24 protein-coding genes and 1 tRNA gene are annotated in these 22,940 nt (G+C 71.1%); 15 read left to right on the top strand and 10 right to left on the bottom strand.

Translation table 11 applies throughout. The features are described 5' to 3' along the window. Positions 1 to 5: 5 nt before the first annotated feature. The 4 genes from C8E83_RS08775 to C8E83_RS08760 form a co-directional block, all read right to left on the bottom strand. Positions 6 to 77: transfer RNA gene (locus C8E83_RS08775), tRNA-Arg, on the bottom strand. Positions 78 to 421: 344 nt separating this feature from the next. Further along, on the bottom strand, positions 422 to 1,363 hold the full coding sequence (locus C8E83_RS08770) for a hypothetical protein (protein WP_121369463.1): 942 nt from the start codon (positions 1,361 to 1,363) through the stop codon (positions 422 to 424). A 169-nt stretch (positions 1,364 to 1,532) separates the two neighbouring features. Beyond that, positions 1,533 to 1,853 (bottom strand): hypothetical protein, encoded by a 321-nt coding sequence (locus C8E83_RS19880; protein ID WP_245981527.1) that lies wholly within the window; start codon positions 1,851 to 1,853, stop codon positions 1,533 to 1,535. Positions 1,854 to 1,959: 106 nt separating this feature from the next. Beyond that, positions 1,960 to 2,406: an Lrp/AsnC family transcriptional regulator gene (locus tag C8E83_RS08760; protein ID WP_121369462.1), complete on the bottom strand. Its 447-nt coding sequence runs from the start codon at positions 2,404 to 2,406 to the stop codon at positions 1,960 to 1,962. Positions 2,407 to 2,512: 106 nt separating this feature from the next. On the opposite strand from C8E83_RS08760, the gene C8E83_RS08755 reads away from it, so the two are divergent. From C8E83_RS08755 to C8E83_RS08720, 8 genes are all read left to right on the top strand, one after another. Then, on the top strand, positions 2,513 to 4,291 hold the full coding sequence (locus tag C8E83_RS08755) for an alpha-keto acid decarboxylase family protein (RefSeq protein ID WP_121369460.1): 1,779 nt from the start codon (positions 2,513 to 2,515) through the stop codon (positions 4,289 to 4,291). Positions 4,292 to 4,344: 53 nt separating this feature from the next. After that, on the top strand, positions 4,345 to 4,872 hold the full coding sequence (msrA, locus tag C8E83_RS08750; RefSeq protein WP_121369458.1) for a peptide-methionine (S)-S-oxide reductase MsrA: 528 nt from the start codon (positions 4,345 to 4,347) through the stop codon (positions 4,870 to 4,872). A gap of 50 nt (positions 4,873 to 4,922) precedes the next feature. Further along, positions 4,923 to 5,141 (top strand): methyltransferase, encoded by a 219-nt coding sequence (locus tag C8E83_RS08745; protein ID WP_121369456.1) that lies wholly within the window; start codon positions 4,923 to 4,925, stop codon positions 5,139 to 5,141. 102 nt (positions 5,142 to 5,243) lie between these two features. Continuing rightward, the gene (locus C8E83_RS19875; RefSeq protein WP_121369455.1) at positions 5,244 to 5,912 is read left to right on the top strand and encodes a single-stranded DNA-binding protein; all 669 of its coding nucleotides are present in this window, start codon (positions 5,244 to 5,246) and stop codon (positions 5,910 to 5,912) included. 44 nt (positions 5,913 to 5,956) lie between these two features. Then, positions 5,957 to 6,442 carry a DUF6993 domain-containing protein gene (locus C8E83_RS08735; protein WP_147430122.1) on the top strand — a complete coding sequence of 162 codons (486 nt, stop codon included), beginning with the start codon at positions 5,957 to 5,959 and terminating at the stop codon, positions 6,440 to 6,442. Further along, positions 6,442 to 6,762 carry a hypothetical protein gene (locus C8E83_RS08730; RefSeq protein ID WP_121369452.1) on the top strand — a complete coding sequence of 107 codons (321 nt, stop codon included), beginning with the start codon at positions 6,442 to 6,444 and terminating at the stop codon, positions 6,760 to 6,762. The genes C8E83_RS08735 and C8E83_RS08730 overlap by 1 nt, the downstream gene beginning before the upstream one ends. A gap of 151 nt (positions 6,763 to 6,913) precedes the next feature. After that, a complete protein-coding gene (ettA, locus tag C8E83_RS08725; protein ID WP_121369451.1) occupies positions 6,914 to 8,596 on the top strand; it encodes an energy-dependent translational throttle protein EttA in 1,683 nt (560 codons plus the stop codon). Between the two features lie 2 nt (positions 8,597 to 8,598). Beyond that, positions 8,599 to 9,072 (top strand): acyl-CoA thioesterase, encoded by a 474-nt coding sequence (locus C8E83_RS08720; protein ID WP_121369450.1) that lies wholly within the window; start codon positions 8,599 to 8,601, stop codon positions 9,070 to 9,072. 69 nt (positions 9,073 to 9,141) lie between these two features. Here the strand turns inward: C8E83_RS08720 and C8E83_RS08715 are convergent, their stop codons facing one another. After that, positions 9,142 to 10,032 carry an acyl-CoA thioesterase gene (locus C8E83_RS08715; protein WP_121371820.1) on the bottom strand — a complete coding sequence of 297 codons (891 nt, stop codon included), beginning with the start codon at positions 10,030 to 10,032 and terminating at the stop codon, positions 9,142 to 9,144. 21 nt (positions 10,033 to 10,053) lie between these two features. On the opposite strand from C8E83_RS08715, the gene C8E83_RS08710 reads away from it, so the two are divergent. Together C8E83_RS08710 and C8E83_RS08705 are read left to right on the top strand one after the other, a co-directional pair. Beyond that, on the top strand, positions 10,054 to 10,821 hold the full coding sequence (locus tag C8E83_RS08710) for a DUF8185 domain-containing protein (protein WP_121369448.1): 768 nt from the start codon (positions 10,054 to 10,056) through the stop codon (positions 10,819 to 10,821). Between the two features lie 64 nt (positions 10,822 to 10,885). After that, positions 10,886 to 11,743 carry an NAD-dependent epimerase/dehydratase family protein gene (locus C8E83_RS08705; protein WP_121369447.1) on the top strand — a complete coding sequence of 286 codons (858 nt, stop codon included), beginning with the start codon at positions 10,886 to 10,888 and terminating at the stop codon, positions 11,741 to 11,743. Positions 11,744 to 11,962: 219 nt separating this feature from the next. On the opposite strand, the gene C8E83_RS08700 is transcribed toward C8E83_RS08705, so the two are convergent. The 5 genes from C8E83_RS08700 to C8E83_RS08680 all read right to left on the bottom strand — a co-directional run bounded on the left by C8E83_RS08700 (position 11,963) and on the right by C8E83_RS08680 (position 18,489). Continuing rightward, positions 11,963 to 12,382 (bottom strand): globin, encoded by a 420-nt coding sequence (locus tag C8E83_RS08700; protein WP_281270838.1) that lies wholly within the window; start codon positions 12,380 to 12,382, stop codon positions 11,963 to 11,965. A 53-nt stretch (positions 12,383 to 12,435) separates the two neighbouring features. After that, positions 12,436 to 13,707, bottom strand: coding sequence for a mechanosensitive ion channel family protein (locus C8E83_RS08695; protein WP_211331679.1), 1,272 nt, complete (start codon positions 13,705 to 13,707; stop codon positions 12,436 to 12,438). A gap of 78 nt (positions 13,708 to 13,785) precedes the next feature. Further along, positions 13,786 to 16,332 carry an aminopeptidase N gene (pepN, locus tag C8E83_RS08690; protein ID WP_121369445.1) on the bottom strand — a complete coding sequence of 849 codons (2,547 nt, stop codon included), beginning with the start codon at positions 16,330 to 16,332 and terminating at the stop codon, positions 13,786 to 13,788. A 130-nt stretch (positions 16,333 to 16,462) separates the two neighbouring features. Further along, the gene (locus C8E83_RS08685) at positions 16,463 to 17,041 is read right to left on the bottom strand and encodes a cysteine hydrolase family protein (protein ID WP_121369443.1); all 579 of its coding nucleotides are present in this window, start codon (positions 17,039 to 17,041) and stop codon (positions 16,463 to 16,465) included. Continuing rightward, a complete protein-coding gene (locus C8E83_RS08680) occupies positions 17,038 to 18,489 on the bottom strand; it encodes a purine-cytosine permease family protein (protein ID WP_121369441.1) in 1,452 nt (483 codons plus the stop codon). Before C8E83_RS08680 ends, C8E83_RS08685 begins: the two co-directional genes overlap by 4 nt. A 43-nt stretch (positions 18,490 to 18,532) precedes the next feature. Between C8E83_RS08680 and C8E83_RS08675 the strand changes: the two genes are divergently transcribed. From C8E83_RS08675 to C8E83_RS08660, 5 genes are read left to right on the top strand one after another with little or no spacing between them, the layout of a single operon-like run. Then, the gene (locus tag C8E83_RS08675; protein ID WP_121369439.1) at positions 18,533 to 19,177 is read left to right on the top strand and encodes a mycothiol-dependent nitroreductase Rv2466c family protein; all 645 of its coding nucleotides are present in this window, start codon (positions 18,533 to 18,535) and stop codon (positions 19,175 to 19,177) included. Between the two features lie 30 nt (positions 19,178 to 19,207). Then, positions 19,208 to 19,693, top strand: a complete 486-nt coding sequence (locus C8E83_RS08670; protein ID WP_121369437.1) for a ribose-5-phosphate isomerase — start codon at positions 19,208 to 19,210, stop codon at positions 19,691 to 19,693. Between the two features lie 32 nt (positions 19,694 to 19,725). After that, on the top strand, positions 19,726 to 20,703 hold the full coding sequence (locus C8E83_RS08665; RefSeq protein WP_121369435.1) for an Fpg/Nei family DNA glycosylase: 978 nt from the start codon (positions 19,726 to 19,728) through the stop codon (positions 20,701 to 20,703). A gap of 4 nt (positions 20,704 to 20,707) precedes the next feature. After that, positions 20,708 to 21,358, top strand: coding sequence for an FMN-binding negative transcriptional regulator (locus tag C8E83_RS19870; RefSeq protein ID WP_245981525.1), 651 nt, complete (start codon positions 20,708 to 20,710; stop codon positions 21,356 to 21,358). Further along, on the top strand, positions 21,355 to 22,836 hold the full coding sequence (locus C8E83_RS08660; protein WP_245981524.1) for an amidohydrolase: 1,482 nt from the start codon (positions 21,355 to 21,357) through the stop codon (positions 22,834 to 22,836). Before C8E83_RS19870 ends, C8E83_RS08660 begins: the two co-directional genes overlap by 4 nt. Positions 22,837 to 22,940: the final 104 nt, after the last annotated feature.

The following is a 22,940-nucleotide window of genomic DNA, read 5'->3' as shown; positions in this document are numbered from 1 at the left end:
CGGTGTCCCCCCGGAGGGATTCGAACCCCCGGCCATGTGGGTAGAAACCACGTGCTCTTCCGCTGAGCTACGGGGGGAAGACGGGTGCAAGAGTACTACGCCCCGGCGCCCGGGCGGCCGGGGCGATGGCCGCGGCGGCGGTCTCTTGTCGCTCGGCCACGCTCGCCGAGCCGAACGATGCGGCGCGTTTCACGCATAGTCACGCGCCGTGTCGCGCCGCATCGCGTGAAACGCGCCGCCGCGTGCGGCGGGCGTCGCCGGTACGCGCCGCATCGCTTGGAACGCGCCGCCGCGTGCGACGGGCGTCGCCGGTACGCGCCGCGTCGCGTCGAACGCGTCGCGTCGCGTTGAACGCGCCGCGTCGTGCGGCGGGCGCCGTGGAACGCGCGGCGCGGAGCGGCCGCCGGGCGGCAACGCAGCGTCAGCCGGCGTCGGGAGTGGTGCGGCGGCGCACCTGGCCGGCGCTCACGGGCGCGCTGAACGCGGCGGCCTCCGTGTCGGTCGGCTCGTCGTCGCGGTCGCCGGAGCGAGGCGCCCCGGCGGCCGTGGCCTCGGAGGCCGCGGCGTCCGACACCGGCGCGCCGGGCGCCACCCCGTCGCTCGGGCTGGCCGGAGTGCTGTCGTCCAGGGCGCGCGCCGGCACCGCAGCCGAGGTGTGGGTCGCCGTCGGCGCAGCGGTCATGGCGGTCGCGGTCGGCGCTGCGGCAGCGGTCGCGGTCGGCGGAACGGCAGCGGTCGCGGGCTCGACGGCTACGAGTTCGTTCGCGGGCAGCGACGACGCCGGGGCGTCCACGGCGACGCTCGCACCCGCGGCGCCCGCGGCACCTCCGGCACCCGCGGCACCTCCGGCACCCGCCGTGACGGCGTCCTCCTCGACCTTCCACCGCTCGAGGTCGTAACGGAACAGCTTGCGCGCCCGGGAGGGCTTCGCCTGCCACTCGATGAGGCGGTCGCGCACGTCGGCGTAGGTCTGCTCGGCCTGGAACGTGAACGTGCCGGCGTTGGAGCGGATCGTGACGATCTCGTGCTCCGCCCACGCGGCGGCCTGCCCGGCCCCGGGCACCGGCAGGAGCCGCAGTCGGACGGTCGCCTCGTCGGCCAGGTGCGCGGCGAACTCGCGCTCGGGATCGCCGAGTGTCGCCCAGGCCGCAGCCTTGCGGGCCGCGGCGATCACCGAGGTGACACTCGCCCCGGCGGCCTCCCGTTCGTGCAGGGCGAGCAGTCGGTTGCCGGTCGAGCGCGCGATGAGCGCGGCGACGACCCCGGCGACGACGATGGCCAGGAACGGGAGGATCGCATCGGTCACGAGACGAGACCCCTGCGTCGATGTCAGCCAGTTCACGAAATCGGTCCAGACGTTCATGCGGGGCAGGGTAACCGCTCGCCGCGACTGAAATGCGGTACGACACCGGCGCGGCGGCAACCCGCCGAGCGGCAGCCGGTCGCCCGGGAGCACCCGCCGGGCGGCAGCCGGTCGCCCGGCGGCATGCCGCCGGGTGCCACCGGGCCGAGCCGCCGGCGAATCCGCCGACCTAGTTGAAGCGGAAGCAGTCGGTCGCGTCGGCGCGGCTCCAGAACTCGCCGATCTCGACGAAGCGGCGCTGCCGGGGGAGGAACCTCTTGGCGCGGTAGCGCTCGCCCTTCTCGTGCATGAAGCGCTCGACGTAGCCGAGCACCTCGCCGTTGGGTCGCGTGACGCGGGCGAGGTCGTCGTGCAGCTGCACGAGGGTCAGGCCGCCATGGGTCTCGGAGACCGGCCCGGCCGAGGCGTAGAGGCCGTGGGCCGGGCGCGGCTCGAAGCCCGAGCGGGAGGCGCTGGCAGTCGAGGCTGAGGTGAGGCGGGTGCTGGTCATGTCGTGCTCCTTCGTTCTCCGGCCGATGATCAGGTGGACGCTTCGAAGATATGTGCGACCACCGACATCGGACGCCGGCACGAAGGGAGCAGCGCGACGCACCGCGTCAGAACAGCTGCGCCACCCGGTACTCCAGGGGCTCCTCGAGCACGACCGCGGTCGACGTCCGTTCGATGCCCGGTACCGAGAGGATCGCCTGCCCCACCTCGAGCAGGTGCTCGGTGTCGCGGGCGACGACGTGGCACAGCAGGTCGTCGGCGCCGGTCACGCTCAGGCACTCGACGATCTGCGGGATCGCGGTCAGGCCCGCCATGGTCCGCGCCCGCTCGGACTGCCGGATCGTCGCCGTCACGATGGCGCGCATCGGCAGCCCCAGAGCCGAGGGCCGCACTCGCGTCGACGCGGGCCGCAGGTCGCGCCCGGTCGCGAAGCGCTCGAGACGGTGCTGGACCGTGCCGCGGGCCAGCGAGAGCGCGTCGGCGAGCACGGCGGCGGGTGTTCGAGGGTTGGCGTCGAGCGCTGAGAGCAACCTGCGGTCTGTGGTGTCGAGCATGGCGTTCTGACCGTTTCTGTCGGCTCCTGCGCCCAGAATATGAGCACTCTGATCAACAAGCCTGCCACGGATTGAACACTCGGTCGAAGCATGATGGGCTCGATGCATGACCGCCGCACCCGACCAGACCGTCGCACCCGATCAGCCCGCTGCGCCCGCACAGACCCCCGCCGACGTCGTCACCGTGGGCCAGTACCTCGCCCGCCGCCTGATCGAGCTCGGCGGCCCGCACGTCTTCGGCCTGCCCGGCGACTTCAACCTCACCCTGCTCGACGAGATGCTCACCGTGCCCGGACTCGAGTGGGTCGGCACGACGAACGAGCTGAACGCCGCCTACGCCGCCGACGCGTATGCCCGCACCAGCCGCGGCGTCGCGGCGATCGTCACCACCTACGGCGTCGGCGAGCTCAGCGCCATCAACGGCATCGCCGGCAGCTTCGCCGAAGACGTCCCGGTCGTGCAGATCGCCGGCATGCCGACGACGACGGCGCGCACGAACGGCGCGCTCTCGCACCACACGCTGGTCGACGGCGACTACGACCACTTCTTCCGCGCGTACAAGGAGGTGACGGTGGCCGGGGCGATCCTCCGCGCCGCCGACGCCACGCGCGACATCGACCGGGTGCTGCGGGCCGCCCTCGACGAGTCGAAGCCGGTCTACCTCGGCATCCCCATGGACATCGCCGCCTCGCCGGTGTCGTCGGCGCCTCTCCGCCATCCGCTCCGGGCGACCCCGAGCGACCCGGTCGCGCTCGACGACTTCCGCCGGGCGCTGGCCGAAGCGGTCGCAGGAGCAGGGCGACACCCGATCACCATCCTCGCCGGCCCCCGGATCCACCGCCGCCGCGCCGAGGCCACACTCGAACGGCTCGCCGACCACGCGGGCGTCCGTGTGGCGACCCAGGCCAGCGCCAAGTCGATGCTGCCCGAGACGCACCCCGCGAGCCTCGGGATCTACATGGGCCAGATGACCCCGTCGCCCGAGACGCGTGCGGCCGTCGACGGCGCGCCGCTCGTGATCCTCGCCGGTACCGTGCTCAGCGACGTGCTCACCGGCTTCTACAGCATGGGGTTCGACGTCGACACCGCCGTCGAGCTCGGCGTCTCGAGCGCCCGGGTGGGCGCCGTCACCTTCCACGACGTGCGGCTCGAGGACAGCCTGCGGGCGGTGGAGGAGCTGGTGTCGACCCTCGACCGGGGCCCGGCGGGCGCGGTGACGCCGCGGTATCCGTACCGTCCGGACCAGGGCGGGGCACCGGCTCCTGCGCCCAGCGCCGACGAGCAGGGCGACAGCCCGCTCACGCAGCACGAGCTGTGGACGATCGTGCAGGAGTGGCTGCCGACCGACAGCATCGCCATCGCCGACGCGGGCACCGCGATGTACGGCGCGCTCGAGCTGCAGATGCCCGAGGGCACCGACCTGCTCGCGCAGCCGATCTGGTCGTCGATCGGCTACACGCTGCCCGCCACACTCGGCACGTCGCTGGCTTCGGAGCGCCGCAGCGTCCTCTTCATCGGCGACGGCGCCGCGCAGCTGACGGCGACCGAGCTCGCCACGATCCTGCACCGCGGCCTCACGCCGATCATCGTGCTGATCAACAACGACGGCTACACGATCGAGCGCGTCATCCAGAGCCCGCGCGCCGTCTACCAGGGCATCACGCGGTGGGACTGGCAGGCGCTCCCTGCCGCACTGGCCCCCGGCGTCGACGTCGTCACGGCCTCCGCCACCACAGCGCAGGAGCTGCGCGACGCCCTCACGGCAGCAGCCGAGGCCGCCGACCGAGCCGTCCTCATCCAGGCGTACCTCGACCCCGACGACGCGCCGCCGCTGCTGGCTGCCCTGGGGGCCATCGCGGGCGGGGGAGTGCCGCCGAAGCGCTGAGTGTCCGCTGATCCTGCGCCTCTCGTGTCGTCGGCCCGGAGTACCGTGAGGGCATGACGACTTTCACCCTGGCCGGCGGCTGCTTCTGGTGTCTCGACGCCGTGTACCGCACCCTGCAGGGCGTCAGCGACGTCGTGTCGGGCTACACCGGCGGCGCCTCGTCGAACCCGTCGTACGAGATGGTGTGCACCGGCACGACCGGGCACGCCGAGGCGGTGCAGGTCACGTTCGACGAGTCGGTGATCCCGGCCGACGTGATCCTCGACGTCTTCTTCACGCTGCACGACCCGCGCCAGCTCAACCGGCAGGGCGCCGACGTCGGCACTCAATACCGCTCGGCGATGTTCTACGAGGGCGAGTCGCAGAAGGCTCTCTTCGAGGCCGCCCTCGAGCGCGCCGCCTCGGTGTGGGACGGCCCGATCGTCACGACGCTCGAGCCGCTCGGCGCCTGGTACCCGGCGGAGGAGTACCACCAGGACTTCTTCGCGAAGAACCCGGGTCAGGGCTATTGCATGGCCGTCGCCGTGCCGAAGGTCACGAAGGTCCGGAAGTCGTACGCGAAGTACGTGCTCGCTTCCTGAGCGAGCGCACCACCGCGGTTCAGCACCGCACGAATCGAAGGAGCTCGACGATGAGCAGCAGTGATTCCACCACCACCTCCGGCACCTGGGTCGCCATCGGCGCGGCCGGCGCCGTGGGGTCCATCCACCGCACCGACGAGGGGTTCTCGATCCGCGTCGGCCACGACACCGACTACCACGGCGACTACCCGACCCTCGACGTCGCCAAGAGCGCGCTCCACGCGCGGCTCGGCGCCGGGGCCGAACGCCCCGAGTTCGTCGAGCACTAGCGCGCGGCGACCTCTCCTCCACAGGCCCGGTCGGGGCCCCGGGTTGTCCACAGCGGACCTCCCGGGGGCCCGGCCGGGCCTTCGCTCGCCCACACTCGGGGCATGACAGACAGCATCTCCCTCACCGGCATCGTCGCGACCCCGCCCAAGACGATGCAGACCGGCAACGGCCTCACCATCACCAGCTTCCGTCTCGCGTCGTCGCACCGGCGCTTCGACAAGAACCGGAACGACTGGGTCGACGGCGACACCAACTGGTACACCGTGACCTGCTTTCGCCATCTCGCCGAGAATGCCGCCGCATCGCTGGCGAAGGGCGAGCACATCGTCGTGGTCGGGCGGCTGCGCGTGCGGTCGTGGGAGTCAGGTGAGCGCTCCGGCACCTCCGTCGAGATCGACGCCGAGGCCATCGGCCACGACCTCCTCTGGGGGCGCACGCAGTTCACCCGCACGGCGCCCGTCCGCTCGGCGCCTCCCGCGGGCGCGCCCTCGCAGGCTGGCTCGCTCGGCGGCACCGGGTCGCTCGGCGGCACCGGTTCGACCAGCGACATCGGGTCGCCCGTCACCACCGGGTCGCAGGAGCCCGGCCACACCCCGCCCGGCGAGAGCACCCCGCCCGCAACCGACCCCGCGGCGCCCCTCGTCGCCGGGTGGCAGGCGTCGCCGGGCACGCTTCCGCCCGACGCGCCCCTCGAGCCGGCCGGCGTCGGCGCGGCGGCGGTGCCCGGCGCACAGGCGGAGTGGTCGCACGAGGGCGACACTCCGTTCTGACGCGAGGCACTCGGCTCCTGCGCCCCTCGACCTAGACTCGGACGGTGCCCTCCCGTTCGACGCGATCCCGACGCGCGCCCCTCGTGGCTCTCGCGATCGCCGGTGTCGTCGCCGCCGCGCTGACGGGCTGCACGCAGACGAGTCCGACGCCCGCGGTGTCGACCTCCGCGGCGGCGACGCCGATTACGACGCCGACGCCGACCGTGCCCTTCGGGCCGACGGCGCCCGCCTCGGTGGCGCTCGCGCACTTCTCGACGACGGTGCAGACGCTGCTCAAGACCGACCCGCAGCCGCACGGCGACGACGTCATCACCGCCCTCGAGAAGGCCGGCTTCGACAAGACCGCGATGGAGATCACGCCGGATGCGACCACGATCGGCCGCAACGTCGACTCGATCGAGTTCGCGGTGCTGTGGCAGAAGAAGACGTGCCTCATCGGCCAGGTCGGCTCGGCCGGCTACGCGTCGACCTCAGCGCCGGTGCTCTCGACCGGAAAGTGCCTCGTCGGCTCGACTCGCGCCGTCGGCTGATGACCGACGAAGTCCCGGCCGCGGACGACCGCCGCACCTGGGCCTGGGTGTCGTTCGCTCTCACCGCGGTCACGGCGGTCGTGCTGGGGATCGCGGACTACATGATCCTGAGCGACACGGGCGAGTCGACGGACTCCTGGTTCAGGACCGCCGTCGGCCTGTCCGTGGTCGCGCTGCTGCTGGCGGGACTCGCCATCGCCGTCGGCGTCGGCGCGATGCACCGACCGGCGCGGACGAGGCGAGACACGGTGGCCTTCGTGCTCGCGTGCGTGGTCGTGCCGGCCAACATCGTCGTCTATCTGGCCATCCTCTTCTCATAGCCCCGCCCTTCTCATAGCCCCGCCCTTCTCATAGCCCCGGCCTTCTCGTAGCCCTGGGCCTCCTCGTATCGCAGGGCCTCCTGGCCGCGGAGCCGCCCGCGACCGCACCGGCGGTCGGGCGGCGGCCGCGTGCCCGAATAGACTGGAAGACATGGCCGAATTCATCTACTCCATGGTCCGCGCCCGCAAGACGGTCGGCGACAAGCTGATCCTCGACGACGTGACCATGTCGTTCATCCCCGGCGCCAAGATCGGCGTGGTCGGCCCGAACGGGGCCGGCAAGTCCACGATCCTCAAGATCATGGCCGGTCTCGACACCCCGTCGAACGGCGAGGCGAAGCTGAGCCCCGGCTACACCGTCGGCATCCTCATGCAGGAGCCCGAGCTCGACGAGTCGAAGACCGTCCTGGAGAACGTCCAGGAGGGCGTCGGTGAGATCAAGGGCAAGATCGACCGCTTCAACGAGATCTCGGCGCTGATGGCCGAGCCCGACGCCGACTTCGACGCCCTGCTCGAAGAGATGGGCGGCCTCCAGGAGGAGATCGACGCCGCCGACGCGTGGGACCTCGATTCCCAGCTCGAGCAGGCCATGGACGCCCTCCGCACCCCGCCGGGCGACGCGCTGATCACGAACCTCTCCGGTGGTGAGAAGCGTCGCGTGGCGCTCTGCAAGCTCCTGCTGCAGAAGCCCGACCTCCTCCTGCTCGACGAGCCCACCAACCACCTCGACGCCGAGAGCGTGCTCTGGCTCGAGCAGCACCTCAGCCAGTACCACGGTGCAGTCCTCGCCGTGACCCACGACCGGTACTTCCTCGACCACGTCGCCGAGTGGATCGCCGAGGTCGACCGCGGCCGCCTCTACCCGTACGAGGGCAACTACTCGACCTACCTGCAGAAGAAGGGCGAGCGCCTCGAGGTCCAGGGCAAGAAGGACGCCAAGCTGGCCAAGCGCCTGTCGAGCGAGCTCGAGTGGGTGCGCAGCAACTCGAAGGGCCGCCAGGCGAAGTCGAAGGCGCGCCTCGCCCGCTACGAGGAGATGGTCACCGAGGCCGAGCGCACCAAGAAGCTCGACTTCGAGGAGATCATCATCCCCGTCGGCCCGCGCCTCGGCCAGCAGGTCATCGACGCGAAGAACCTCGAGAAGGGCTTCGACGGCCGCGTGCTCATCGACGGCCTCTCGTTCACGCTGCCCCGCAACGGCATCGTCGGCGTCATCGGCCCGAACGGCGTCGGCAAGACCACGCTGTTCAAGACCATCACCGGCCTCGAGCCGCTCGACGGCGGCGACCTCAAGGTCGGCGAGACGGTCGACATCTCGTACGTCGACCAGAACCGCGGCGGCATCGACCCGAACAAGAACCTGTGGGAGGTCGTGTCCGACGGCCTCGACTACATCCAGGTCGGCAAGACCGAGATCCCGTCGCGCGCCTACGTGTCGCAGTTCGGCTTCAAGGGCCCCGACCAGCAGAAGAAGGCCGGCGTGCTCTCCGGTGGTGAGCGCAACCGCCTCAACCTGGCGCTGACGCTCAAGCAGGGCGGCAACCTGCTCCTGCTGGACGAGCCGACCAACGACCTCGACGTCGAGACCCTCGGCTCCCTCGAGAACGCTCTGCTGGAGTTCCCCGGCTGCGCCGTGGTCATCACCCACGACCGGTGGTTCCTCGACCGGATCGCGACCCACATCCTCGCTTACGAGGGCACCCCCGACAATCCGGCGAACTGGTACTGGTTCGAGGGCAACTTCGAGGCGTACGAAGAGAACAAGATCGAGCGCCTCGGCGCCGACGCGGCCAAGCCGAGCCGCGTCACGTACCGCAAGCTGACGAGAGACTAGGCGTGGCGCGCCTGCACGTCCCCACCGTGCTGCGGTGGGGCGACCTCGACGCGTACGGCCACGTCAACAACGCCGAGATGCTTCACCTCCTCGAAGAGGCGCGCATCCAGGCGTTCTGGTCGGCCGGCGAGGAGAGCGACGACCCGGCGGCGACCGCGATCCTCGATTCGAGCCCCGGCACCGACACCTGGTCGCTCATCGCGCGCCAGGAGGTCGAATATCTGGCGCCGATCGCCTACACGCGGCTTCCGCTCGACATCCAGCTCTGGATCGGCCACATGGGCGGCGCGAGCCTCGAGATCTTCTACGAGGTCTTCTCGCCCGTCGGCGTCGAGCCGCAGGTGCTGCACACGCGGGCGGCGTCGACGCTCGTGCTGGTCGACGCGACCACGCAGCGCCCGCGCCGAATCAGCGACGCCGAGCGTGCCGCCTGGGGGCCGTACGTCGACGAACCGCTGACGTTCCGCCGCCGGTAGACGCGGGCCCGAGCGGCGTGGTGCGTGCTCCTGCGCCCTGATCGCGCAGCTGGCCCGCGCCCCGCGCCGCTAGACCTGCGGCAGCCTGACCATGCCCTCCTGGGCGACCGAGGCGAGCAGCTGGCCCGACCGGTCGAAGAAGCGGCCCGTCGACAGGCCGCGCCCGCCCTGGGCCGTCGGCGACTCCATCGCGTAGAGCAGCCACTCGTCGGCGCGCCCCTCGCGGTGCCACCACATGGCGTGGTCGAGCGACGCGATCTTCATGCCCGGCCGCGACAGGGCGACGCCGTGGCGGCGGAGGATCGGCTCCAGGATCCCGAGGTCGCTCGCGTACGCCAGCGCCGCCCGGTGGATCGCGGGGTCGTCGGGCAGCCGGCCGACCGTCTTCATCCAGAGCGCCTGGTGGGCCATGTGCTCGCCCTCGACCCGGAGGAACAGCGGCGACGGCACGTGGCGGATGTCGAACGGCCGTCCGTGAGCCCAGAACTGGGCGGCCGGGTGGTCGATGCCGGCCAGCGCATCGGCCATGGTCGGCAGGGCCTCGGGGTTCGGCAGGTCATCGGGCATGGCGTCGGCGTGCGACAGGCCTTCGTCGATGGTCTGGAACGACGACATCGTCGTCATGATCGGGACGCCGCCCTGCAGCGCCTCCGTGCGGCGCGACGCGAACGAGCGGCCGTCGTGGCTGCGGTCGACGTGGAACTCGATCGGCAGTTCGATCTTGCCGGCCCGCAGGAAGTACGCGTGCATCGAGTGCACGACCTTCTCGGCCGGCACCGTGGCGCTCGCGGCGACGAGAGACTGCGCCAGGACCTGCCCGCCGAAGACGCGCGCGTTGGGCATCCACTGGCTCGGGCCCGCGAACTCGTCGGCCAGCGCGCCCGGCGTGAGCCTCAGCGCCCGCAGGAAGTCGTCGAGCGGATCGTCGGGGGCGCCTTCGCGCGCGGCGTCGTCAGTCATCATCGGTAGTGTAGAACGCCGATGACACCCGCGATCCGCCTGCCCGACTCCCTGTCGCTCGACGACCTCCACACCTTCCTCGGGCGCGCGCTCCCGCTCGACGAGGGCGGCGCCGTGCGCCTGATCGCGACGCCGTCCGAGGCGGGCGGGGGAGTCCTCGCGGCCTACGTCGGCGTACTGTCGCCCGCAGGCATCCTCGACGACGGCCCCACCGTGCTGGGGCTCCGCACCTACGCGCTGGCGGGCGGCGAGACTCTCCCAGCCTCCGTCGATCCGGGCGCAGGAGCAGCCGCAGACCACCCCGCCGGCGAGCCCGCCGAGCGCCTCGACGCCGTCGTGCCCCTGCGCGCGATTGTCGATCGCACGACGCGGCTCCGCAACGACGTCGTCGACCCCACAGCCGCGGTGACGATCTCGCTTCCGCCGCAGGTCGTGGCCGCCTCCTGGGCCGCGATCTCGCCGCCGCGCGGAGGCTGGGCCGCCCACCCCGCCGTCGACCCAGCGCTCCTGGAGTCCGTCGCGAAGGCCGGCATCGACGAGGTCGCCGCGGCGATCCCCTCCGGCACCGGTGAGCAGATCGTGCAGCGCGTCCGCTCGAGCGTGTGGTCGCGCGAGGTCGAGGGGGCGGCCGGCGTGGTGTCGGGTGCCGCGTTCGCGGCGCTCACCCTGGGCTTCCTGGGCGCGGCAGGCGGCACCGAGCCCGTCCGGGTGTTCTCGACGGGGTCGTGGATGCGGCTCAGCACGTCGAGGGGTCACGTGCTGGTGAAGCGTCGAGGCCGGCTACTGTAGCCGATCCTGCGCCCTCGTGCGTCTGCCCGGTCGACCGGTCTCGGGCGAGGATAGCCTGAGCGGCATGTCTGTTCTGCTCACCGGTGGCAGCGGCTACATCGGCTCGGTCGTGCTGCGAACCCTCGTCGAGCGCGGTCACGACGTCATCGCCCTGGTCCGCTCGGACGAGAAGGCCCAGGCCGTCTCGGCAGCGGGCGCCCGGCCCGTCGTCGGCGACATCACCGACCTCGACCTGCTGCTGAACCTCGTCGTGGACGCCGACGGCATCATCCACACGGCGTCGCCCGGGGATGCGACCAATGCGGCCGTCGACTCGGGAGTCGTCGAGACGGTGATCCGCGGGCTCGCAGGGCGCGACACCCCGTACGTGCACTCGGGCGGGATCTGGGTCTTCGGCCCCGGCGCCGACCTCACCGAGCAGACGCCCCAGGTGCCGCTCGGCATCTCGGCCTGGCGTGTCGACATCGAGCAGCGGCTGCGCGACTCGCCCGTGCACTCGACGATCGTCGCGCCCGGTGTCGTCTACGGCGACGGCCGGAGCATTCCGACCGAGCTGATCGGCGACGGCGTGGTCCGCCTCGTCGGCGACGGCTCGCAGCACTGGACGACCGTGCATCTCGACGACGTCGCCCTCCTCTACGTGCTCGCCCTCGAGGCCGGTGCCGCCGACGAGTACTACCTCGGCGTCTCGGGCGAGAACCCGACGGTGCGGTCGCTCGGCGAAGCGGTGGCGCGCGGTCGCGGGTGGGAGGTCGTGCCCGAGACCGCGTCGGAGGCGCGTGACCGCTTCGGGGAGGCGTACGGTGACGCGCTCCTGCTCGACCAGCAGGCGACGGGCGCGCACGCTCGCGAGTCGCTCGGCTGGACCCCGTCGGCGCCGTCGCTTCTCACCGAGCTCGAGTCCGGCAGCTACGCCCCCTGACCGTCTCGCGCCCGAGCCGGGTGGGCGGTGACCTTGTCGTGGACGAGTTACAGGTTCGCCTGAATTCAGGCAAACCTGAAATTGGGGCTCAGGTCGAGGGTGAGGCCAGCTTCAGGAATTCCTGAATTCAGGCAAACCTGTAGAACGCCCGGGCGAATGGTCCCTCCCGCGAGGTGGACTCGAGCGGCGCACGCGGGCTCCGCGAGCCCGGAACGACGTCTAGCCGGCGGTGTTCGTCATCGCGTGGGCGGCGCGCTCGAGGTAGCCCCAGAGGGTGGCGTCGTCGAGCGGCGACAGCCCGAGCGAGTCGACGGCGGCGCGCATGTGCACGAGCCAGCGTTCGCGGGCGGCCGGCGTGATGGCGAAGGGCATGTGCCGCATCCTGAGCCGCGGGTGCCCCCGCTCTTCGCTGTAGGTCGTGGGCCCGCCCCAGTACTGCTCGAGGAACCCCGTCAGCCGCTGGATCGCGCCCTCGAGGTCGTCCTGCGGGTACATCGGCCAGATCAGCTCGTCGGTCTGCACCCCCTCGTAGAAGCGCCGCACCAGCTTCTCGAACGTCGCCCGACCGCCGACCTGTCGCCAGAAGTTGCCCTGCGCGGCATCGGCACCGAGTCCTGCGCGCAGCGTGACCGGCTGCAGAGAGCCGAGTCCGGGGCCGGTCGAGGGCGCAGGATCGGGCACGGTCTCGTCGCTCACTCGTCTGCTCCTTCTGCGGGCTTCCTCGGGGTGCGCGGGGGTTTCGACGGCGCTGTGCCCGAGGGCCCCGGCGCGCTCGACGGCCCCGGAGTGCCTGGCGGCGGCACGTTGATGGCGCGGCCGGCCTCGGTCGCCCGCCGCTCGACGTCCGCCGGGCGCGTCGGCGTGGGCGCCGGGGCCGTCTGGGCTGCCGAGGGCTGGGGGGCCCGCGGGGCCGTGGCCGCCGGCGTCGTGGGTGCGGCCGGCTGCTTCCGCGGCGCCCGAGGCTTCCGCGTGACCGGCGTCGGCGCCGTCTCGACCGGACGCGCGCCCTTGACGGAGGTGGCCTCGTCGAACCCGGTGAGCACCACGTTCGTGAGCGACGGCAGCGTGATGTCCATCGCGTCCATCGCCCGCTTGACGCGCGTGCGCAGCTCTCGCGCGACGTTGTCTTTCTCGGCCGACCTCGTGCGGACGACGAGGCGGATCACCACGTGCGACTCGGAGATCGACTGGAGGCCCCAGAGTTCGGGCTTCTCGACGATCCTGGTCTTCCAGCGCGGTTCTTTGGACAGGTCGACGGCGGTCTGCAGCATCACCGCCTCGACCTCGTCGATGTCGACCTCGTACGGCACGGCCGTGTCGAGCACGACGCGCGCCCAGCCCTGCGACATGTTGCCCACGCGCAGGATCTGCCCGTTCGGCACGAACCACAGCGTGCCGTTGACATCGCGAACCTGGGTGACGCGGATGCCGACCGACTCGACCATGCCGGTGGCCAGGCCGACGTCGACGATGTCGCCGACTCCCAGCTGGTCCTCGGCGATGATGAACAGGCCCGACAGCATGTCTTTCACGATGCTCTGCGCGCCGAACGCGAGGCCTGCCGCGATGACGCCGGCTGCACTGACGATGCCGACGATGCTCACGTGCAACTGACTCAGGATGCTGGACAGCGCGACGACCACGACGATCACGGTCACGACGTTCTGGAGCACGCTGCCGAGGGTGCGCGTGCGCTGCACCACGCGGACAGCCTGCAGCGGCGACGCGACGAGGGCCTGGGTGTCGTCGACCTGCTGCTTGCGCTTCACGCCGGTGACGATCTGGTCGACGATGCGGCGGATCACGAAGATGGCGATCACGCGGACGATGACCGCGCCGACGATGATGCCCGCCACGGTGATCGCGGTGCCCCACATGGTCCAGAAGGACTTCACACCGGCGGCGACGTCGCCAGCGACGCCCGACGGCGGCGGGGTGGCTGCTGCGAGAAGGGTGGAGATCATCCGGACCATGCTAGGCGGCGGTCACATCGAAACACTGACCGCCGCCTCGGCGTGGGCCGGATCGCCCCTGTGTGCGGCCTAGCTGTCGGCCGCCTGCACTCGCAGGGCGCGCTCGGTGCCCGCGAGGTTCTCCGCCACGATCCGCCGCAGTGCGGGCGTGTCGGGGTTCGCCGCGAGCCAGGCCCGGGCCGCCTCGGCGAGTGCCTCGTCGGCGAGGCCGGCGGGGTAGAGGCCAGCGACGAGGGTCTCGGCGATGTGGTAGCTGCGGGACTCCCAGATGCCGGCGAGCGACTCGAAGTACTTCGCGACGACGGGCTGCAGGATCGCGGGATCGTTGGCGTGCTGGAAGCCGAGCGCCGTGGAGCGCACGATCGCGTTGGGGGCCTCCTTCGAGTCGACGATCGACGAGAAAGCGGCGAGCTTGCCCTCGGTGGTGGGGATCGACGCACGGGCGCGGGCCGCAGCCTGGGCGCCGTTCGCGGTGTTGTCGAGCGCCAGCGCCGCGTCGACGTCGTCGCCGTCGGCCTTGCCGAGGAGCACGAGGCCCTCGAGGAGCTCCCACCGGAGGTCGGTGTCGATCTCGAGCCCGTCGAGCGCGACGGTGCCGTCGACGAGACCTCGGAGGGTCGCGGCGTGAGCCTCGGTCGAGGGGATGTTCGCGAAGAACTTCACGAACTGGAACTGCGCGTCGGAGCCGGCCTCGGCCTCCGTCGCCAGGGTCCAGAGCGTGTCGCCGACCTCGGTGATGGTCTCAGCGCGCTTCGCCGGGGCGACGTACGAGCGGGCGACCTGGGTCAGCTGCGTGAGCGTCGTGCGGATGGTCGTCGACTCGGTCTCGGACGCGATGTTCGCGAGCACGAGCTTCACGTAGTCGCTCGCGGCGCTCTCGCCGTCGCGAGTGGAGTCCCACACCGAGCCCCACACGATGGCACGGGCGAGCGGGTTGTGGATCTTCGACAGGTGCTCGATCGCCGTGGCGAGCGAGCCCTCGTCGAGCCGGACCTTGGCGTACGCGAGGTCGTCGTCGTTCGTGAGCACGAGGGCGCCCTTGGGCAGGCCGACGAGCTCGGGGACCTCGGTGCGCTCGCCGTCGACGTCGATCTCGACGCGGTGGGTGCGCACGAGGCTCTCGCCCTCGAGGTCGTACAGGCCGATCGCGAGGCGGTGCGGGCGGATCGTCGGGTAGTCGGCGGGCGCGGTCTGCACCACGGCGAACGACGTGATGACGCCGTCGGTGTCGGTCTCGATCTCGGGCCGGAGAGTGTTGACGCCGGCCGTCTCGAGCCACTTCTTCGACCAGGAGGCGAGCTCGCGGCCGCTCGTGACCTCGAGCTCGGCCAGGAGGTCGGCCAGCTCGGTGTTCGAGTGGTGGTGCTTCGTGAAGTACGCGGCGACTCCGGCGTAGAAGGCGTCGATGCCGACCCAGGCGACGAGCTGCTTCAGCACCGAGCCGCCCTTGGCGTACGTGATGCCGTCGAAGTTCACCTGGACGTCTTCGAGGTCGTTGATCGTCGCGACGACGGGGTGGGTCGACGGCAGCTGGTCCTGGCGGTAGGCCCAGCTCTTCTCCATCGCCTGGAAGGTGGTCCACGCCTCGGTCCACTCGGTGGCCTCGGCGGTGGCGATCGTCGACGCCCACTCGGCGAACGACTCGTTCAGCCACAGGTCGTTCCACCACTTCATCGTGACGAGGTCGCCGAACCACATGTGGGCGAGCTCGTGCAGGATCGTGACGACCCGGCGCTCCTTGATCGCGTCGGTCACCTTGCTGCGGAACACGTAGGTCTCGGTGAACGTCACCGCACCCGCGTTCTCCATCGCGCCCGCGTTGTACTCCGGCACGAAGAGCTGGTCGTACTTGTCGAACGGGTAGGCGTAGTCGAACTTCGCCTCGTAGTAGGCGAAGCCCTGCCGGGTCTTCTCGAAGATGTAGTCGGCGTCCATGTACTCCGACAGCGACTTGCGCGTGAAGATGCCGAGGGGGATCTCACGGCCGTCCGACGACGTGAGCGACGAGCGCACGACGTCGTAGGGGCCGGCGACGATCGCCGTGATGTAGCTCGAGAGCACCGGGGTCGGTGCGAAGCGCCATGTGGCGATCGACGCGTCGGTAGCTGACACCTCGGGCTCGGGAGTGATCGAGTTCGACACCATCTGCCAGCGTGCGGGCGCGGTCACCGTGAACTGGAAGGTCGCCTTGAGGTCGGGCTGCTCGAACACGGCGAAGACGCGGCGGCTGTCGGGCACCTCGAACTGCGTGTAGAGGTACACCTCGTCGTCGACGGGGTCGACGAAGCGGTGGAGGCCTTCGCCGGTGTTGGTGTACTCGGCGTCGGCGACGACGGTGAGCACGTTGCGGGCGGCGAGCCCGTCGAGCTGGATCCGCACGCCGTCGTCGACCGACGCCACGTCGAGCGACGCGCCGTTCAGCGTGATCGAGTGCACCGTGCGGGTGAGGGCGTCGATGAACGTCGAGGCGCCCTCGGTCGCCGTGAAGGTGACGGTCGTCGTCGACCCGAACACCTCGGCTCCGCGCGTGAGGTCGAGGTCGATCACGTACGACTCGACGTCGACGATGCTCTTGCGCTCCTGCGCCTCGATTCGGGTGAGGTTCTCTCCTGGCACTGGTGCTCCATCCTGCGTCGCTGCGGCCGGCTGTGGCCCGGGCTTCTGGCCCTCATCGAGCCTAGCGCCGCCCGCAGGCCGCCATCGGGTTGTCCACAGGCCGCCGGCTCCAGGGCGCAGGATCCGACACTCACACGGCCGAGAGCACCTCGTCGACCGACACGATCTCGATGAGCGGAGCGTAGAGCGCCATGGCGTCGAGGGCGCGCTGGTGGTCCGCCGGGCTGAGCCCCGCGCACGCGTCCGCGGCGACCCGCACCCGCACGCCGGCGTCGGCCGCGGCCAGCGCGGTGGAGAGCACGCAGCAGTCGGTCGAGACGCCGCCGAGCACGATGTCGGTCGGATGGCCAAGCGCGGCCGAGGCCTCGGCGTCCCACTTGCCGAACGTCGTCCGCGTGAGGACCACGGCGTCGCCGGATCCGTCCGGGGCCGCGACCGGGAAGTCGGGCACGAGGTCGTACAGCGGGTCGTCCTCGGCCACCAGGGCGAACGGCCAGTCGCGGTAGTACGGCTTCCAGGCGCCGGTGGGCGCGGCGGGGGCCGTGAACCGGGTGAGAGCCGTGCGGCCGCCGAAGGCACCGCGCAGGCGTGCGGATCCTGCGGCCGCATCGGCGAAGCCGGGAGTCGCCCAGTCGGAGGTGGGGTCGCTGAAGACGTTCTGCAGGTCGACGAGGACCAGCCAGGGCGGTGTGGCGAAGTCGAGGGTCACGACGCCTGCGCCTCCTGGCGGCGCACGGCGCCGCGGGTGAGCAGCAATGTGCCGACGTAGCCGATGACCAGCGCGGCGAGGACGCCGAGGTTGGCGCCGCCCCAGGTCGAGTAGAACGAGCCGCGACCGAGGAAGTAGCCCTGCCAGGTGAGCCAGCTCGCGGCGTAGCCGTTGTCGACGAGGCCCCAGCCGATGCCGGTGCCGACGACGATGAGCCCGATCGTGGCCCAGCGGACGCTGCCATAGCGACCTCGCGGGTCGAAGAGCTCGTCGGTGGCGTAGTCCTTCCGGCGCATCTGCACGTCGGCCAGGAAGATGCCCGCCCAGGCGGCGATCGGCACGCCGAGGGTGATGAGGAAGCCCTGGAACGGGCCGATGAACGACCCGGCGAAGAACGCGACGTAGATCGTGCCGGCGATCATGACGACGCCGTCGACCGTGGCGGCGGCGTAGCGGGGGATCCTGATTCCGGCGTTCAGCAGCGAGAATCCGGACGAGTAGATGTTCATGACCGACCCGCCGACGAGGCCGAGGATGGCGACGAGTGCGAACGGGATGAGGAACCAGGTCGGCACGATGGTCGCCAGCGCGCCGATCGGGTCGCCGCCGATCGCCGTGTTCAGGCTCTTCGAGCTGCCTGCGAGGAGCAGGCCGAAGACGAGGAGGATGATCGGCGCGATCGACGACCCGAACGTGGTCCACCACACGACGCCGCCGCTCGACGCGTTCCGCGGGAGGTAGCGCGAGTAGTCGGCGGCGGCGTTGACCCAGCCGAGGCCGAAGCCGGTCATCATGAACACGAAGCCGCCGATGACGGCCGGCAGGGCTCCGTTCGGCAGCGAGGCGACCGCCGAGAAGTCGATGCGGTGGGCGGTGAGCACGATGTAGACGACGGTGAGGACGCCCGTGGCGATCGTGATCCACTGCTGCAGCCGCATGAGGAAGTCGAAGCCGAGGATGCCGCCGAGCACGACGAGCGCCGCGACGACGATCAGAGCCACGATCTTGGTGGCCGCGCCGCCGTGGAAGCCGAGCGTGTCGAAGACCGTCGCGGTGGCCAGCACGGCCAGCGAGGTGAGCACGGTCTCCCACCCGACGGTCAGCACCCACGAGATCACCGACGGCACCTTGTTGCCGTTGACGCCGAAGGCCGCGCGCCCGAGGGTCATGGTCGGCGCGTTGCCCCGCTTGCCCGCCAGGGCGATGATCCCGCAGAAGAGGAACGACACGGCGATGCCGAGCACGCCGACGACGGTCGCCTGCCAGAGCGAGACGCCGAAGCCGAGCAGGTACGAGCCGTAGCTGAGTCCGAGCACCGACACGTTCGCGGCGAACCACGGCCAGAACAGGTCGCGCGGCGATCCCTTGCGCTCGGACTCGTCGATGGCGTTGACGCCGTTGGCCTCGACACCGCGCGGGGCGCCGTCTGCGATGGCTGTTGTGGACATCGTTTCTCTTCTCGCTGGAAGGGGCGGGTTCTAGGCTCAACCCATGACCGACACAGTAGCTTCCAGCCAGCCTTCAGCCGCGACAGACGCCGCCACCGCCGTCGATTTCTGGTTCGACCCGTCCTGCCCGTGGGCCTGGATGACGAGCCGCTGGATGGACGAGGTGGCCGCCCACCGCGACCTCGACGTCACCTTCCACGTGATGAGCCTCGGTCTGCTCAACGAGGGCCGCGACGGCTTCGACCCGGCGAACCTCGCGAAGCTGATCCGCTACACGCGCATCGTGACCGCCGCGGCCGAGCTCCACGGCCAGCAGATCGTCAAACCGCTCTACGACGCGCTGGGCACCCGCATCCACGTGCAGGCCATGAAGGACGAGCAGGATGCAGTGATCGCCGGCGCCCTCGAGGAGGTCGGCCTCCCCGCCGACTTCGCCGCCCACGCCGACAGCGACGAGTTCGACGCGCAGATGCGCGCCAGCCACGAGGACGGCATCGGGCGCGTCGGGCAGGACGTCGGCACGCCCGTCATCGCCGTGAACGGCACCGCGTTCTTCGGCCCGGTCATCAGCCCCGCGCCGAAGGGCGAGATCGCGCTGACCCTTTGGGACGGCGTCGTCGCGGCTGCCTCGTACCCGGGCTTCTTCGAGCTCAAGCGCTCCCGCACGGTCGGCCCTCAGTTCGACTAGCCCTCGCGCACCCCGCAATAGGATTTGAGCATGCGCATCCACGTTGCGACCGACCACGCCGGTCTCGAATTCGCCCAGACCCTCATCAAGCACCTCGAGTCGCAGGGGCACGACGTGACCCACCACGGGCCGCAGACCTACGAGCCGCTCGACGACTACCCGTCGTTCTGCATCTCGGCCGCCCGCGCGGTCGTCGCCGACCAGAAGGCCGGTCTCGAGGCGCTCGGCGTCGTCTTCGGCGGATCCGGCAACGGCGAGCAGATCGCCGCGAACAAGGTCGAGGGCGTCCGCGCCGCGCTCGCGTGGAACACGTCGACCGCACAGCTCGCGCGCCAGCACAACGACGCCAACGTGGTCGCGATCGGCGCCCGCCAGCACACGGAAGACGAGGCGATCGCGCTGATCGACGAGTTCATCAAGACGCCCTTCTCGTTCGAGGAGCGCCACGAGCGCCGCATCGCGCAGCTCGCCGAGTACGAGGCGACCGGCGAGATCAAGGGGCACCCCTTCACCTGATCGGTGTCGGTGGTCTCGGGTAGCGTCGAGGCGTGCCTGAAGGTCATTCCGTCCACCGCATCGCCAACCAGTTCCGCGCGAGCTTCGTCGGCAAGCCCGTCGAGGTCACAAGCCCGCAGGGCCGCTTCGCCGCGGGCGCCGCGAAGCTCGACGGCGCGACGATCGTCGACGCGAAGGCCGTCGGCAAGCAGATGTTCCTCGAGTTCGACAACGGGCTCTTCCTCACCGTGCACCTCGGCCTCTACGGCTCGTGGGACTTCGCGGGCGACTTCTCGCTCGACCCGACGACGCGCAGCGCCAAGGGCCGCATGGGGCAGACGAACATGCGCGGTACCGAGCTCGTCGACTCCGCGGGTGAGGACTCCTGGAAGTCCATCGGCGCGCCGCGCCGTGCCCGCATGCGGATGTCCGAGAGCGAGAAGCGCGAAGACGACATCGACGTGTTCCCACCCGAGCCGATCGGCGCCGTGCGGGTGCGGATCCTCGCCGAGACCGTCGTCGCCGACCTCCGCGGGCCGACGAAGTGCGACGTGGCCACGCCCGAGGAGGTCGACGCCACGATCGCGAAGCTCGGGCCCGACCCGCTCGTCGACTCGCCGAAGAAGGGGGCCGACCGCTTCTACGAGCGCGTCCACAAGACGAAGACGATGATCGGCCTGTTGCTGATGGACCAATCAGTCGTCGCCGGGGTCGGCAACGTCTATCGCGCCGAGCTGCTCTACCGCGCGCGCCTCAACCCGCACACGCCCGGCAACGAGGTGCCCGAAGAGACGGTGCGCGCTCTCTGGAAGGACTGGACCAAACTCCTCAAGAGCGGCGTCGAGCTGGGCCAGATGATGACGATGAGCCACCTGTCGAAGAAGTCCTACGCCGCCGCGATGAAGAGCCGCGACGACCGCCACTGGGTCTACCACCGGGAGGGGCTGCCCTGCCGCACATGCGGCACGAACATCCTCATGGAGGAGGCCGCGGGGCGGAAGCTCTACTGGTGCCCCGTCTGCCAGGCTTGAGAGCATGCGCCACACGCCCCACTTCATCACCGAGGACGTCCCGACCGTGAAGCGGCTGATCCGCGAGAACCCGTGGGCGACGATCGTCTCGCACACCGACGGCGGCACGGTGGCGTCGCACTATCCGGTGATCCTGGAAGACACCGCCGACGACGAGATCTCGATCGTCAGCCACGTCGGCCGGCCCGACGACGAGCTGCACGAGCTCGGGCGCCACGAGGTGCTGGTCATCATCCAGGGACCGCACGGCTACATCTCGCCCAACTGGTACCCGCCGGAGCAGTTCGTGCCCACATGGAACCACGTCACCGCGCACCTCTACGGCACGCCCGAGATCCTCTCCGAGGCCGAGAACTTCCGCGTCCTCTCCGAGCTCGTCGACCACTTCGAGAGCCTCATGCCGACGCCGGTGTCGCTCGAGATCGACGAGCAGGCGGCCCGGGGCATCGCGAAGGGCACCGTCGGCATCCGCCTGCACGTCACGCACTTCGACGCGCGCCTGAAGCTCAGCCAGAACAAAGCGCCCGAGGTCGTGCGCCACATCATCGACGCGCTCGACATCGATCCCGTGTACGGCCATCCGGCGCTCGCCGACGAGATGCGCAGGGTCCACGGCGACACCGCAGGGCAGGCGGCGCAGGAGCCCGCGGAGTGACCTCCACCCTCCTCCGCCGCGCCCGTCTCGTCGGCCGGGCCGACGCCCCCACGGATGTCCTGCTCGAAGACGGGGCGGTCACGGCGATCGCCGACGGAATCGCCCCGGGCGACGCCGAGGTGGTCGACCTCGACGGCCGCTTCGTCGCGCCTGGTCTCTGGGACAACCACGTGCACATGGAGCAGTGGGCCCTCGTCCGCCGACGCCTCGACGTGTCGCGGGCGTCGTCCGCCCGAGAGGCCGCCGACCTCGTCCGCGCCCGGATGGCCGAGGGGCGCGCCGCCGACCGAGACCTCCTCGTCGGCTACGGCTTCCGTGACGCCCTCTGGCACGACGCCCCCGCCCTGGCCCTGCTCGACGACGCCGCGCGGGCAGGGTCCTCGAGCTCGCCCGTGGCCCTCGTCAGCCACGACCTCCACGCCCTCTGGCTGAACGCGGCGGCGCTCCGCCTCGTCGGACTCGACCCGGAGCGCTTCCCGACCGGCCTCGTGCGCGAGCAGGCCGCCTTCGACGCGAACGCCGTGCTCAGCGCACGCGGGGCCGAGCACCTCGACGACTGGGTCGCCGAGGCCTCGCGCGATGCCGCGAGCCGCGGGGTGGTCGGGATCGTCGATCTCGAGATGACCCTCTCGATCGATCGGTGGGTGGCGAGAGTCCAGGGCGGCAACGACTCGTTGCGGGTGCGCTGCGGCGTGTACCCGGGCGACCTCGACGCGGTGAGGGGCCGGGGGCTGCGGACGGGCGACGTGCTCCCGGGCTCCTGCGGCCTGGTCGAGATGGGCCCGGCGAAGATCATCACCGACGGGTCGCTCAACACGCGCACCGCCTGGTGCCACGAGCCGTACCCGGGCGGCGGGGGAGCAGGGCTGCCGACGTGCTCTCTCGACGAGCTGGTCGAGCTGATGTCGCGCGCAGCCGGCTCGGGGCTCGTGCCCGCCGTTCACGCGATCGGCGATGCCGCGAACACGCAGGCGCTCGACGCGTTCGAGCGCGTCGGCTGCCCGGGGAGCGTCGAACACGCCCAGCTGCTGCGGTGGGTCGACGTGGAGCGCTTCGCCCGGCTCGGCGTCGTGGCGAGCGTGCAGCCCGAGCACGCGATGGACGACCGTGACGTCGCCGACGAGCAGTGGGTGGGCCGCACCGATCGCGCCTTCGCGCTCGAGACCCTCGCGGCCGCGGGCGTGCGACTCGCCCTCGGGTCGGACGCCCCCGTCGCGCCCCTCGACCCGTGGGTGGCGATCGGCGCCGCCGTGTCGCGGTCTCGCGGCGGGCGTGCGCCGTGGCATCCCGAGCAGAGGGTTCCCGCAGCCGTCGCCCTGGCCGCGTCGACCGACGGCCGCGATGCGGTGACGCTCGGGAGCCGCGCCGACCTCGTCGTGCTCGACGCCGATCCGCTGTCCGCGCCGGTCGACGCTCTGCGGGCGATGCCGGTTGCAGCGACGCTGCTCGGCGGTCGCTTCACGCACCGCGCCTTCTAGCGCCGCGCTCGCCAGCCGCCGCCATTCCCCCTTTCCGCAACCCCCGCGACAAAACGCGACATCTGCGACGCGCCGTCACGTCGCAGATGTCGCGTTGTGTCGCT

Source organism: Frondihabitans australicus (genome assembly GCF_003634555.1).
Lineage (GTDB): Bacteria > Actinomycetota > Actinomycetes > Actinomycetales > Microbacteriaceae > Frondihabitans > Frondihabitans australicus.
Note: the sequence above shows the minus strand (reverse complement) of the source record. Positions and strands in the feature narration are given on the sequence as shown.